This is a genomic window from Xylophilus sp., assembly GCA_009914555.1.
GTDB lineage: Bacteria > Pseudomonadota > Gammaproteobacteria > Burkholderiales > Burkholderiaceae_C > WNDY01.
On sequence record WNDY01000036.1, the window covers coordinates 30,959 to 44,136 of the forward strand.

Annotated in this window: 13 protein-coding genes; 6 read left to right on the top strand and 7 right to left on the bottom strand. The window is 69.0% G+C overall.

The annotated features are described in order from the left end of the window. Positions 1-7: 7 nt before the first annotated feature. Together gatA and gatC are read right to left on the bottom strand one after the other, a co-directional pair. Positions 8-1,537, bottom strand: coding sequence for an Asp-tRNA(Asn)/Glu-tRNA(Gln) amidotransferase subunit GatA (gene gatA, locus GAK38_RS15610; RefSeq protein WP_325345676.1), 1,530 nt, complete (start codon positions 1,535-1,537; stop codon positions 8-10). Positions 1,538-1,548: 11 nt separating this feature from the next. After that, complete coding sequence (gatC, locus tag GAK38_RS15615; RefSeq protein WP_325345678.1) at positions 1,549-1,848, bottom strand: Asp-tRNA(Asn)/Glu-tRNA(Gln) amidotransferase subunit GatC; 300 nt, start codon at positions 1,846-1,848, stop codon at positions 1,549-1,551. 336 nt (positions 1,849-2,184) lie between these two features. On the opposite strand from gatC, the gene GAK38_RS15620 reads away from it, so the two are divergent. From GAK38_RS15620 to GAK38_RS15640, 5 genes are all read left to right on the top strand, one after another. Then, positions 2,185-3,228: a rod shape-determining protein gene (locus GAK38_RS15620; protein ID WP_325345680.1), complete on the top strand. Its 1,044-nt coding sequence runs from the start codon at positions 2,185-2,187 to the stop codon at positions 3,226-3,228. Positions 3,229-3,324: 96 nt separating this feature from the next. Next, entirely contained in the window at positions 3,325-4,290 is a 966-nt protein-coding gene (gene mreC / locus GAK38_RS15625; RefSeq protein ID WP_325345682.1) for a rod shape-determining protein MreC, read from the top strand. Then, positions 4,287-4,808, top strand: coding sequence for a rod shape-determining protein MreD (mreD, locus tag GAK38_RS15630; RefSeq protein ID WP_325345684.1), 522 nt, complete (start codon positions 4,287-4,289; stop codon positions 4,806-4,808). Before mreC ends, mreD begins: the two co-directional genes overlap by 4 nt. Next, positions 4,805-6,745, top strand: coding sequence for a penicillin-binding protein 2 (gene mrdA, locus GAK38_RS15635; protein ID WP_325345686.1), 1,941 nt, complete (start codon positions 4,805-4,807; stop codon positions 6,743-6,745). The genes mreD and mrdA overlap by 4 nt, the downstream gene beginning before the upstream one ends. A 37-nt stretch (positions 6,746-6,782) precedes the next feature. Then, positions 6,783-7,241, top strand: a complete 459-nt coding sequence (locus GAK38_RS15640; protein WP_325345688.1) for a tetratricopeptide repeat protein — start codon at positions 6,783-6,785, stop codon at positions 7,239-7,241. Here GAK38_RS15640 and GAK38_RS15645 read toward each other — a convergent pair. Together GAK38_RS15645 and GAK38_RS15650 are read right to left on the bottom strand one after the other, a co-directional pair. Further along, on the bottom strand, positions 7,220-7,978 hold the full coding sequence (locus tag GAK38_RS15645) for a sulfite exporter TauE/SafE family protein (protein ID WP_325345690.1): 759 nt from the start codon (positions 7,976-7,978) through the stop codon (positions 7,220-7,222). The two genes, GAK38_RS15640 and GAK38_RS15645, sit on opposite strands and share 22 nt — an antisense overlap. A gap of 287 nt (positions 7,979-8,265) precedes the next feature. Then, entirely contained in the window at positions 8,266-10,026 is a 1,761-nt protein-coding gene (locus GAK38_RS15650) for a GMC family oxidoreductase (protein WP_325345692.1), read from the bottom strand. Between the two features lie 104 nt (positions 10,027-10,130). Here GAK38_RS15650 and GAK38_RS15655 point away from each other — a divergent pair, with 104 nt between their 5' ends. After that, positions 10,131-11,057 (top strand): LysR family transcriptional regulator, encoded by a 927-nt coding sequence (locus GAK38_RS15655; protein ID WP_325345694.1) that lies wholly within the window; start codon positions 10,131-10,133, stop codon positions 11,055-11,057. A 16-nt stretch (positions 11,058-11,073) separates the two neighbouring features. Here GAK38_RS15655 and GAK38_RS15660 read toward each other — a convergent pair whose 3' ends face one another. The 3 genes from GAK38_RS15660 to GAK38_RS15670 all read right to left on the bottom strand — a co-directional run bounded on the left by GAK38_RS15660 (position 11,074) and on the right by GAK38_RS15670 (position 12,453). Further along, positions 11,074-11,454 (bottom strand): VOC family protein, encoded by a 381-nt coding sequence (locus tag GAK38_RS15660; RefSeq protein WP_325345696.1) that lies wholly within the window; start codon positions 11,452-11,454, stop codon positions 11,074-11,076. 338 nt (positions 11,455-11,792) lie between these two features. Then, positions 11,793-12,185, bottom strand: coding sequence for a VOC family protein (locus tag GAK38_RS15665; protein ID WP_325345698.1), 393 nt, complete (start codon positions 12,183-12,185; stop codon positions 11,793-11,795). 37 nt (positions 12,186-12,222) lie between these two features. Continuing rightward, positions 12,223-12,453, bottom strand: coding sequence for a DUF1010 domain-containing protein (locus GAK38_RS15670; protein ID WP_325345700.1), 231 nt, complete (start codon positions 12,451-12,453; stop codon positions 12,223-12,225). Positions 12,454-13,178: the final 725 nt, after the last annotated feature.

Below are 13,178 nucleotides of genomic sequence, written 5' to 3' on the forward strand. Positions count from 1 at the left end.
GGCGGTATCAGCTCGTAGCGCCCGTCACACGCGTGCCAGGGGCATATACATGGTGGTCCGTGGCCTGCTGGAAGCCGTGCGCCGCATTGAGCAGGCGCGCTTCTGAGAAGTAGTTGCCGATCAGCTGCAGGCCCACCGGCAAGCCGTCCTCGCCGAAGCCGGCCGGCACGCTCATGCCGGGCAGGCCGGCGAGCGAGGCCGGCAGCGTGAAGATGTCGGCCAGGTAGTTGGCGAGCGGGTCGTCGGCGCGCTCGCCGATCTTCCAGGCGACCGTCGGCGCGACCGGGCCGGCGATGATGTCGCAGTCCTGGAAGGAGGACTGGAAGTCGTCGGCGATCAGGCGGCGGATCTTCTGCGCCTGAAGGTAGTAGGCATCGTAGTAGCCGTGCGAGAGCACATAGGTGCCGATCATGATGCGGCGTTTGACCTCGTCGCCGAAGCCTTCGGACCGGGTCTTCTTGTACATGTCGACCAGGTCGGTGTAGCGGGCTGCGCGGTGGCCGAACTTGACGCCGTCGAAGCGGCTCAGGTTGCTCGACGCTTCGGCCGGCGCGAGCACGTAGTAGACGGGAATAGCCAGCTCGGTGCGCGGCAGGCTGACCGGCACCAGCCTGGCGCCGAGCTTCTCGTATTCCTTCAGCGCCGCATCGACCGCGGCCCGCACGCCGGGCGCCAGGCCCTCGCCGAAGAACTCGCGCGGCACGCCGATGCGCAGGCCGGCGATGTCGTCGTTCAGCTGGCGGCCGAAGTCCTCTGCGGCCAGGTCGAGCGAGGTGGAGTCGCGGTCCGGATCGGGGCCGGCCAGGACCGACAGCAGCAGCGCGCAGTCCTGGGCGCTGCGGGCCAGCGGGCCGGCCTGGTCCAGGCTCGACGCAAAGGCCACCATGCCGTAGCGCGAGATGCGGCCGTAGGTCGGCTTGATGCCGGTGATGCCGCAGAAGGCAGCCGGCTGGCGAATCGAGCCGCCCGTGTCGGTGCCGGTCGCAGCCGGCACCAGGCGCGCGGCCACGGCCGCGGCGCTGCCGCCGGAGGAGCCGCCGGGCACGCGATCGGTGGCCCAGGGGTTGCGCACCGGCGCCGGCGCGACGAAGCCGACCGGCGCGACCGCGACGTTCTCGTTGGCCGAGCCCATGGCGAACTCGTCCAGGCTCAGCTTGCCGAGCGTCACGGCGCCGGCCTCGGCCAGCCGGGCGACCACGGTCGCGTCGAACGGCGAGCGGTAGCCGGCCAGGATGCGCGAGCCGGCGCTGGTCGGGAAGTCGCGGGTGACGAACAGGTCCTTGTGCGCGACCGGCAGGCCGGCCAGCGCGCCGGCGGTGCCGGCGGCGATGGCCGCGTCGGCCGCGCGGGCCTGGAGCAGCGTGGCTTCTTCGTCGATCGCGACGAAGGTGCCGAGCGCTTGGTGGGCACGGGCGCGGCCGAGAAAGTGGCCGGCGGCCTCGACGGCCGAGACCCGGCGGTCGCGCAGCGCGGCGAGCAGTCCGGTCACGCCCAGGTCGTGCAGGTCGGCGGTAGTGGTGAGGGAGGGCGTCGTCATGGTCGGCGGCCTTATTCGATCACCTTGGGCACGAGGAACAGGCCGCGCTCCACTTCGGGCGCGCTGCGCTGGTTGGCCTCGCGCTGGTTCGGCTCGCTGGCCACGTCGTCGCGCAGGCGCAAGGCGATGGGCAGGACCGCGGCGACCGGGTGCGACAGCGGCTCGACGCCGGCGGTGTCCACGGCGCGGATGGCCTCGACGATGCGGAAGAAGTCGTTGATCCTGGCGAGCGTCTGTTCGCTCTCGGCGGGACTGAGTTCGAGCCGCGCCAGGTTGGCGATGCGGCCCAGATCCTGGGGTGTGAGGGACATGGCGGAAAAGGCTGCCGAAACCGGATGTAAAGCGCACTTTGCGGCCGGTTCACGGGGAGTTGTTCACAGGCGATAAGGTATTATCCCGGCTTTGCCGCGACGCCCTCCGCCAAGAGCCGGCCGCCGCGCGCGAAAGAAAGCCCGCAGCCCCTCCCAACCCCATGAACCGACGCCGTCCGACTGCCGCCGACGTGTACCGCCGTGTGGCAGCCCCTTCCAGGGCGCTGCGCCTGGGCGCAGGTGCCGTGGCGGCGCGGCCGGTCCGGTCGGGCGCGCACCCCTAACACCCTGGCGACGGCAGGCCGAGGTGCCCGCCGTGCCCGAGAGGATTTTTGAATGTTCGGAGCCTTCCGTCGGTACTTCTCCACCGACCTCGCCATCGACCTTGGCACCGCCAACACCCTGATCTTCGCCCGCGACAAGGGCATCGTGCTCGACGAGCCGTCGGTCGTCGCCATCCGCCACGAGGGCGGGCCGCACGGCAAGAAGGTGATCCAGGCCGTCGGCCGCGAAGCCAAGGCCATGCTCGGCAAGGTGCCCGGCAACATCGAGGCGATCCGGCCGATGAAGGACGGCGTGATCGCCGACTTCGTCATCACCGAGCAGATGATCAAGCAGTTCATCAAGATGGTGCACCCGCGCACGCTGCTCACGCCGAGCCCGCGCATCATCATCTGCGTGCCCTGCGGCTCCACCCAGGTCGAGCGCCGCGCGATCAAGGACGCGGCCGAGGCCGCCGGCGCCACCGCCGTCTACCTGATCGAGGAGCCCATGGCCGCCGGCATCGGCGCCGGCCTGCCGGTGTCGGAAGCCTCGGGCTCCATGGTCGTAGACATCGGCGGCGGCACCACCGAGGTCGGCGTGATCTCGCTGGGCGGCATGGTCTACAAGGGCTCGGTGCGCGTGGGCGGCGACAAGTTCGACGAGTCCATCATCAACTACATCCGCCGCAACTACGGCATGCTGATCGGCGAGCCCACGGCCGAAGCGATCAAGAAGCAGATCGGCTCGGCCTTCCCCGGCTCGGAGGTGCGCGAGCTGGAGGTCAAGGGCCGCAACTTGAGCGAAGGCGTGCCGCGCAGCTTCACCATCAGCTCCAACGAGGTGCTGGAAGCCCTGACCGACCCGCTCAACAACATCGTCTCGGCCGTGAAGAACGCGCTGGAGCAGACGCCTCCGGAACTGGGCGCCGACATCGCCGACCGCGGCATGATGCTGACCGGCGGCGGCGCGCTGCTGCGCGACCTGGACCGCCTGCTGGCCGAGGAGACCGGCCTGCCGGTGCTCGTGGCCGAGGAGCCGCTGACCTGCGTGGTGCGCGGCTGCGGCATGGCGCTGGAGCGCATGGACCGCCTGGGCAGCATCTTCACGAGTGAATAGACGCCCTTTCGCCTGACAGGCCGGCTCGCTACCATGCAGCCGGCCTTTTGCTTCCTCTCCGTCCCGCTGCCCCTTCTTCCGGCCTGACCGACGACCATGCCTCTGGGAACCCTGGACCGCAGCGCTCCGCCCTTCTTCAAGCAAGGGCCGTCGGCGCTGTCCAGGCTGCTGTTCTTCGGCGCGCTCGCGCTGTTCCTGATGGTGGCCGACGTGCGCTTCCATCTGACCGATCCGCTGCGCGCGGCCGTCTCGACCGCGCTCTATCCGGTGCAGTGGCTCGTGCTGCAGCCGGTGCAGCTCGGGCGGACCGTGGGCGAGTTCTTCGACACGCGGGCGTCCGCCCATGCGATCGAGCAGGAGGCGCGGGCCAGGCTCGTGCAGCAGTCGCAGCGCGCCGGCCAGGTCGAGGACCTGCTGCACGAGAACGCCCGCCTGCGCGGCCTGCTCGGGCTGCGCGAGCGGCTGCAGGTGCCGTCGCAGGCGGCCCAGGTGCTCTACGACGCGGCCGATCCGTACACCCGCGTGGTGGTGATCGACCGCGGCAGCAGCCAGGGTGTGGCCGCCGGCTCGCCGGTGCTCGACGAATCGGGCGTGCTGGGCCAGGTGACGCGGGTGCACCCGTTCGTGAGCGAGGTGACGCTGCTGGTCGACCGCGACCAGGCCATCCCGGTGCTCAATACCCGCACCGGCGCGCGCAGCGTGGCCTACGGCAACCCGGTCGCGGCGCACGGCGGCGGCATGGAGCTGCGCTTCATGCCCGGCAACGCCGACGTGAAGGAGGGCGACCTGCTGGCCACCAGCGGCGTCGACGGCGTCTACCCGCCGGGGCTGCCGGTGGCCCGGGTGCTGCAGGTGGAGCACCGGGCCGATTCGTCCTTCGCCCGCATTTACTGCGCGCCGCTGGCGCAGGTGGACGGCACGCGCCATGTGATGGTGCTCCAGCCGGTGTCCGACGGCGAGCGTCCGGCGCGCCCCGAGCGCGAGGCCGCGCCGCAGCCGCCGCGGCGCACCGGTGCCGGCAGGCCCGGCGTCGCCGCCGGCGCGGGGGAATCGCGCCGATGATGCAGCCGCGCGTCGGCCCGCAGCTGCTGCTGCCGGCCAGCCCCCTGTTCATCTGGGCCAGCCTGGCCGCGGGCCTGGCGGTCAACATGCTGCCGCTGGGCCGCATCGCCTGGGCGCCGGACCTGGTCATGCTGCTGCTCGTCTTCTGGGGCGTGCACCAGCCCGCGCGCATCGGCATGGGCGCGGCCTTCGTGCTGGGGCTGTGCATGGACGTGCAGCAGGCCGCGCTGCTCGGCCAGCATGCGCTGTCGTACACGGCGCTGAGCTTCCTGGCGATCACCGTGCACCGGCGGCTGCTGTGGTTCTCCACCGTGTCGCAGGCGGTGCAGGTGCTGCCGCTGTCCGCCGCGGCGCACGTGATCGAGGTGCTGCTGCGCATGGCCATCGGCGGCGTCTTCCCCGGCTGGTCGGTGCTGCTGGCGCCGTTGCTGGAGGCGGCGCTCTGGCCGCTGGCCACCTGGGTTCTGCTCGCGCCGCAACGCCGCGCACCCGACCGCGACGAAAATAGACCGCTGTGACCGAACTCCGCAACGTCGAAGCCGACCAGTCCCGCTTCCGCCTGCGGGTGCTGGTGATCGCGCTCGTCGTGCTGGGCGCCTTCGGCCTCGTGGTGGCGCGGCTGCTGGTGCTGCAGGTGGCGCGCCACGACGACCTGGCCGACCGGGCCGAGAGCAACCGCACGGCCATCGTGCCGATCGTGCCCAACCGCGGCCAGATCCTCGACCGCAACGGCGTGGTGCTGGCGACCAACTATTCGGCCTATACGCTGGAGATCACGCCGTCGAAGGCCGGCGTGCTCGACGACACCATCGACGCACTGTCCAGGGTGGTCGAAATCACGCCGCGCGACCGCCGTCGCTTCAAGAAGCTGCGCGAGGATTCCAAGAGCTTCGAATCGGTGCCGATCCGCACCCGCCTGACCGACGAGGAGGTGGCTCGCTTCGCCGCCCAGCGCTACCGCTTCCCCGGCGTGGACATCAAGGCGCGGCTGTTCCGCACCTACCCGTTCGGCGAGCTTGGCAGCCATGTGATCGGCTACATCGCCCGCATCAGCCCGCGCGAGAAGGAGCGCATCGACGACTCCGACGAGGCCGCCAACTACCGCGGCACCGAGGTGATCGGCAAGCTCGGCGTGGAGCAGAGCTTCGAGAGCGAGCTGCACGGCACCACCGGCGTCGAGCAGATGGAGACCTCTGCCGGCGGCCGCGCGACACGCCGGCTCGGCACGCGGCCGGCCACGCCCGGACGCAGCGTGATGCTGTCGATCGACATCAAGCTCCAGAAGATGGTGGAGGACCTGTACGGCGACCGCCGCGGCGCGCTCGTGGCGATCGACCCGCGCAACGGCGAGATCCTGGCCTTCGTCTCCAAGCCCACCTTCGACCCCAACCTGTTCGTCGACGGCATCGACCAGGAGAGCTGGGCCGCGCTCAACGAATCGATCGACAAGCCGCTGCTCAACCGCGCGCTGCGCGGCACCTACCCGCCGGGCTCCACCTACAAGCCCTTTATGGCGCTCGGCGCGCTGGAGCTGGGCAAGCGCTCGCCCACGCAGGTCTACAACGACCCGGGCTACTTCAACTACGGCGGGCGCACCTTCCGCAGCCACGAGGGCGGGCTCGGCGGCGTGGACATGGTGCGCGCCATCCAGTTCTCGTCGAACACGTACTTCTATTCGCTCGCGGTCGACATGGGCGTGGACACCATCCACGACTTCATGAAGCCGCTGGGCTTCGGCCAGATCACCGGCATCGACCTCAACGGCGAGGTGCGCGGCGTGCTGCCGAGCACGCAGTGGAAGCGCGACACCTACAAGCGCCCGGAGATGAAGCGCTGGTATGCGGGCGAGACCGTCTCGCTGGGCATCGGCCAGGGCTACAACAACTTCACCATGCTGCAGCTCGCGCTGGCCGAGGCCACGCTCGCCAACGGCGGCACACGCTACCGCCCGCACCTCATCAAGGCCACGCGCGACCCGGTGACCGGTACGGTCACCGAGGTGCCGCAGCCGCCGGGCCAGAACCTCGGCTACGCGCCGAAGAATATCGACATCGTGCGCCGCGGCCTGATAGCGGTGAACACCGCCGGCACCGGCACCCGCATCTTCGCCGGCGCGGGCTACACCTCGGCCGGCAAGACCGGCACGGCGCAGGCGGTGAGCCTCGGCCAGAACCAGAAGTACAACGCGCGCGCGCTCGAGGAGCACCAGCGCGACCACTCGCTCTTCGCCGCCTTCGCGCCGGCCGAGGCGCCCCGGGTCGCGGTCGCGCTGATCGTCGAGAACGCCGGCTGGGGCGCGGCGGCCGCCGGCCCGATCGCGCGGCGCGTATTCGACTATGTGCTCAGCGGCCTGTACCCGAGCGACGAGGACATCGAGCTCACGCGCCGCGGCCAGTCGGCCGCGCCCGTGGGCAAGCCGCGGCCGGTCGCCGAGATCGAACTGGGCGCGCCCTGAATCCGGCGCATTCCGTGCATCCGCCAGGAGGCTGAGAGTGACTGCCGAGACCGAACTGCAGACGGCGCTGAGACTGGACAGCGCCTCCCGCGAGCACGAGGCCATCGGGCACTACAGGAAGGCCATCAGGGCGGGCCTTCCTCCGCGCCAGGAGCTGATCGCCAGGATATGCCTGGGCTCCTCGCTGCGCGTGGCGGGGCGGACTGCCGAAAGCCTGCGGGTCCTGGCGGGCCCTGCACGGGCCAGTTCGACCGCCTTCCTGTTCAGGGCGCTGTCCCTGTATGAAGACGGGCAGCACGAACTCCTGTCCCGCCTCCTGCTCGGGCAGCTGCTGGCGGTCCTGCGCGACGACGGCAGGCTGCAGCCCGAAGGCTTCGAGAAGGCGCTGTCCAGGTACGTCCGCGCCTTGCCCCGCCAGAAGAAGGGGCAGCGGCCGGCCCGTTCCGGCGAAGGCGCGCCGCCGCCGGCGCCACTTCAGCGCAGGAACGCGTCATAGCCGGTCTTGAGGATCAGCGCGCCCACCACCACGATGAAGAAGCCGCGCACGAAGCCGGCGCCATGCCGCAGCGCCAGCCGTGTGCCGGCCAGGCTGCCGACGACGTTGGCGGCGGCCAGCACGGCCGCGTAGTGCCACCAGACGTGCCCGGTCGCCGCGAACAGGATCAGCGCCGCCAGGTTGGTCGCGGTGTTGAGCAGCTTGGCCGACGCCGAGGCGTGGAGGAAGTCGTAGCCCAGCCAGCGCACGAACAAAAAGACGAAGAAGCTGCCGGTGCCCGGGCCGAAGAATCCGTCGTAGAAGCCGACCGCCAGGCCGATGGCGCTGGCGGCCCAGGCCTCGGCGCGGCCCTGGATGCGCGGCGCATGGTGGCGGCCCAGTTCCTTCCTCGCCAGCGTGTAGAGCAGCACGGCCACCAGCACCAGCGGCAGCACCCTGCGCAGGAAGTCCGGCGACACCCGCGTCACCGTCCAGGCGCCGAGGAAGGCGCCGGCGAAGCCTGCGCCTGCCGCCGGCAGCAGCGTGGCCCAGCGCATTTCCACGCGTTGCGCGAACTGGCGCGCCGCGAACGCCGTGCCGCAGATGCCGGCGCTCTTGTTCATGCCGAACAGCGTGGCGGGGTGGGTGTGGGCAAAGGTGGCGAACAGCGCGGGGACCAGCACCAGGCCGCCCCCGCCCACGATCGCGTCCACGAAACCGGCCAGCAGCGAGGCCAGCGAGACGATCAACAGATCCATAAGCGCGCCGATTGTCCCGCGCCCATCGGAGGCCCACAACAAAAAGGGCATCGCAAGATGCGATGCCCCAAAAATACCGGTGCCTCTTCAAAAACCGGGCGCCTGGAAAGCCATTGTTTTTGCTCTGGCGTTGTCTCCTCAGTCCCCCCGCCTGCAGGGCCTGCGGCCCGTTGCGAGTGGAATAACTATATGAGCTGGGCGTTGGTGGTGCATCGGGAGTTTCCCGCACCGCCGTGGTGCCCGCCGGCCTGCACGCTATCGCGGCGGGGCGGTCCACCTGCAGTGGCTCAGGCCGGCACGGCTTCCTGGCTGGCCGGCGCGGCCGCCGGCTCGCGCGCCGCGTCGGCGCGGATCCAGCCCGCGGCCTTCTCCGCGATCATCAGCGTGGGGCTGTTGGTGTTGCCGCTGGTGATCGTCGGCATCGCGCCCGCATCCACCACGCGCAGGCCGGCCACCAAGCCGCCCTGGCCGTCGCGCACGCGCAGCCGGCTGTCGAGCACCGCGAGCGGGTCGCCGTCGGCGCCCATCTTCGTGGTGCCCACGGGATGGAAGATGGTGGTGGCGATGTCGCCGGCCAGCCGCGCGAGCTCTTCATCCGTCTGGTACTGCGGGCCGGGCTTCCATTCCTCGGGCCGGTACTTCGCCAGGGCCGGCTGGGCCACGATGCGCCGCGTCACGCGCAGCGAGTCGGCGGCGACCTGCCGGTCCTCGGGCGTAAAGAGGTAGCGCGGCGCGATGGCCGGCGCGTCGTCGAAGCGGTTGCTGCGGATCTCCACCGTGCCGCGGCTCGTCGGGTTCAGGTTGCAGACGCTCGCGGTGAATGCCGGGAACGCATGCAGCGGGTCGCCGAACGCATCGAGCGACAGCGGCTGCACGTGGTATTCGATGTTCGGGTGCTCGCAGGCCGGGCTGCTGCGGGTGAAGGCGCCCAGCTGCGACGGCGCCATGCTCATCGGCCCGGTGCGCTTGAACGCATATTCGAGCCCGATGCGCGCCTTGCCCCAAAGCGACGAGGCCAGCACGTTGAGCGTGGGCGCGCCGTCGATCCTGTAGACCGCGCGGATCTGCAGATGGTCCTGCAGGTTCGCGCCCACGCCGGGTACATCCGCCAGTACCTCGATGCCGTGGCTGGCCAGCAGGCGCCCCGGGCCGATACCCGAGAGCTGCAGCAGCTGTGGCGAGTTGACGGCGCCGGCGCAGACGATCACCTCGCGCGCCGCGTGCACCGTGACCTGCTCCTTGCCGGTCCACACCTCGGCACCGGTGCAGCGCAGGCTGCCGCCGCTGCGCTCCAGGTTCAGTTTGGCAACCCGTGCACCGGTCCACAACTCGAAGTTGGGCCGCCCATAGCAGGTCGGCCGCAGGAAGGCCTTGGCCGTGTTCCAGCGCCAGCCGTTCTTCTGGTTGACCTCGAAGTAGCCCACGCCTTCGTTGCTGCCGCGGTTGAAGTCGTCGGTCGCCGGGATGCCGGCCTGCTGCGCCGCTTGGGCGAAAGCGTCGAGGATGTCCCAGCGCAACCGCTGCTTCTCCACGCGCCACTCGCCGCTGCCCCCGGTGGATTTGCTGCCGTGCAGGCGCTTGAATTCCTCGCTCGCGGCGCCGGGCGCATCGAGCCGCCAGTGGTCCTCGTGCTGGCGGAAGGCCGGCAGCACCGCGCTCCAGCGCCAGGCGTCGTCACCCGTGAGCCGCGCCCACTGGTCGTAGTCGCGCGCCTGGCCGCGCATGTAGATCATGCCGTTGATGCTGCTGCAGCCGCCCAGCGTCTTGCCGCGCGGATAGCGCAGCGTGCGGCCGTTGAGGCCCGCGTCGGGCTCGGTCTGGTAGAGCCAGTCGGTGCGCGGGTTGCCAATGCAGTAGAGATACCCCACCGGCACGTGGATCCAGTGGTAGTCGTCCTTGCGTCCGGCCTCGATCAGCAGCACGCGGTGGCGCGGGTCGGCGCTCAGGCGGTTGGCCATCAGGGCGCCGGCCGTGCCGCCGCCGATCACGATGTAGTCGAACGCGGTGTCGCCGCTGGCCGCGGGGGTGCTGCTGCGGGGCTGTGCCATGTATTTGTCTCCATGATGGCGCTGGATGCGAAGGCGGCAGTGTCCCGCACGGCCGCGCGCGCCGTCCAATGAAATCGGCAAAAGGCGGTATAAGTCCGACCAATATGGCTGCCCCGCCTCCTTCCACCTTCGATCCGCAGACGCTGCGCGCTTTCGTCGCCGTGGCCCGCGAGGGCAGCGTCTCGCGCGCCGCGCGGCTGCTGCACCTGTCGCAGCCGGCGGTCAGCCTGCAATTGAAGAACCTGGCCGATGCCACCGGCCTGGTGCTGTTCACCCGCACGCCGCGCGGGCTGGCGCCCACGCGCGACGCCGCCGTGCTGCTGCCGCAGGCCGAGCGCGCCCTGGCCGCGCTGGCCGACGTGGGCCATGCCGCGCGCCAGCTGCGCGGCGCCGTGCGCGGTACGCTGCGCATCGGCACCATCCTCGACCCGGAGTTCACCCGGCTCGGCGCCTTTCTGCGGGCGCTGGTCAAATCGGCGCCGCAGATCGACACCGAGCTGCGCCAGGCCATGAGCGGCGAGCACCTGGCGCCGATCGCGCGCGGCACGCTCGACGGCGCCTGCTACCTCGGCGATCCGCAGGCCGAAGCCGAGGCGCTGGGCGCCGCCGGCGCCGAGTTCGCCGCCGTGCCGCTGGCCCGCTGCACCTACCGTGTGCTGGCGCCGGCCGGCTGGGGTCCGCAGGTGCTGGGCCGCGACTGGCGGGCCCTGGCCGCGCTGCCCTGGCTGGCGACGCCGCCCGCCTCGGCCCACCACCGCCTGCTGGCCGGCGTGTTCGGCCCGCTGGGCCTGGAGCCCAAGCGCGTCGCGCTGGTGGACCAGGAGGCGTCGATGCTCGACCTGGTGCGCGCGGGGCTCGGGCTGTCGCTGGCGCGCGACGCGGTCGCCATGCGCGAGAGCCACGCGCGCGGGCTGGTCATCGCGGACCAGGTCGCGCTGGAGTGCGGGCTGTGCTTCGTTTATCTGGCGTCGCGCGCAGAGGAGCCGGTGCTGGCAGGGGCGGTGGAGGCGGTGCGGGCGGCGTGGGCCTGACCGCGCCGCCGCCCGCTCAGGGTTGGCGGCCCTCGATGTCCTGGCCGATGCGCCAGAGCACGCCGGTCGGGTCGTCCACGGTGAAGTCGCGCATGCCCCAGGGCCGGTCTTCGGGCGGCAGGACGCGCACGCCGTACTTCTCGCCGATGCGCCGGTCGCAGACCTGCTGCCACCAGGCGTCCACGTCCTCGACCAGCAGGTGCATCATGAAGTTTTCCGCATGCTCCTTCACGTGGAAGCGCTGGAGCAGGAAGCTCGACGACCCGGCGTGGAAGTACGCCAGGTCGTCCGAGGCCCAGGCCAGCGTGAAGCCCAGGTCGGCATAGAAGCGCTTCGACAGATCGAAGTCCCGCGCCGGCACGAAGGCCTTGATCTCAACGGTGTTCAGGTTGCTCATGGCGTGCTCATGGTGTGGCGGCCGCCGCCCGGATGCAGATGCGCCGCCTGCCGCGGGAGGACGGGGGGCGGGCGTCGTGGAAGAGGTTGGCGGGGCGCGTCATCTTGCCTTGGGATGCCCGGCGGCGGGGGAGCCATCGCATCCCCATGCCCGCGACCGTCCTCCGTGCTGCCTTCGATCCTGCCGCGCGCGCCGCTGGCCGTGCAGGGCATGCTGGCATTGATGAGGGATCGGCTGGACTTTTGCGGCTTGCCTGGGGCTGGAGATGCCAAAAAGCGGTATGCCGCGGGCTGGTCACTTGGACGCAAGCGTATTGGCACGCCCTCTTGAGCCCTGGGTCAGCCTTGGGCAGGAGCAACAAGTTCAACTTTGATGCGGTCTGGATCTTCGCAGTAAAGGGCGTAGTGATCCGGGCCGCCTGCATACGGAAATCTCTCTGGATAAAGGATTTTGAATCCCGAACGTTTTACCCAATCTGCGACTTCATCGACATGGGCGCGAGACCTGCCATGAAAAGCAAGATGGTTCAACCCTACCCTTTTGCGATGGTAACCAGTCCTTAGATGCTCTTCGGGGGCCTGAACAAAGCACAAGTATGTTTTTTGGTAAAGATAGCTCACGCCTTGAGGCCAACGCTGTGACTCGCAGTATCCGAGGCCGCCAAGGAACGGCTCCCAGAACTCAAGCGACCGTGTCAGGTTGGAAACGTATAACTCGACATGATGAAGCATTGGATTGAGCTTGGCTCGTCAAGGGCAGATGAAAAGACTAACGGCCTAGATAAGCTGCCCGCCGTAGGCGGGTCGGCTTGAGCGACGAGTTAGACCTGATAGCCAAAAGGGAGCGCCCCGACTCGAAGACGGGCGCAGCCCAGGCATAGAAGTTGCGCCGCCGAAGCGACGAGGTGCCACAGGCCCATGCCCGAAGGCGAAGCCCGGCGCGCAGCACAACACTCAACGAATGGACGCCAGAGAAGACGAATGCCGCTGGACTATGCATGACCTGAATATGGCGGGAAATATGTGGCTAATGCCAGCTTAACGGGCAGCCGGTATTTTGGCCGTCCCGGTTGAAGCGCAAGTTTGAAGCTGAGAATGACGTTAAATATCCCAAGTAGACCCACAGTGGTCGCAGTGGTGTTGAGTCACGACCTTCGCAGTAGTGCTTTTAGTGTTTGTCTTTAGTATTCCACCAACCGTTCCGGTTGAAACTATTTGCCTCGTAACATTTTTACTCCGCACCTTTCCGGTCGTTTGGCAATGAGGGCAAACTAAGTGCGCATTGACCACACCAAACACGTAATTCTGTCTTTCGTCCGGCGTCATCGCATTTATCTTTTTTTGCTCCGCAATTATCAAAAACACTGCCAAACCAACTACACCCACAACCACAATGATAAGAAATGTTCCAAATCCCATGATGTTCTCCAAGTGCTTCTAACGCCTGAGTTAAGCCGCGCCGCGAAGCGGCATCGGCTTGAATGAATTGTTAGGACTCACTCCTGAGAATAGATGGATCCGCATTTGTGGCAAACCCACATGGATTGCCAATGCATGTAGAGCTAAGTGTCGCATCCCGGATGATTGCATAAGCGAGAATCGCTATCCACTCTTCATGGCCCGAGCGGTGATGCGAGGATTGATAGAGTCACTGCAATCACCTCCGGAGGTCCAAGCATGCTGATCGCCCTGCACAGGAACGCCCGCACCACGCCCGCCGTGCGT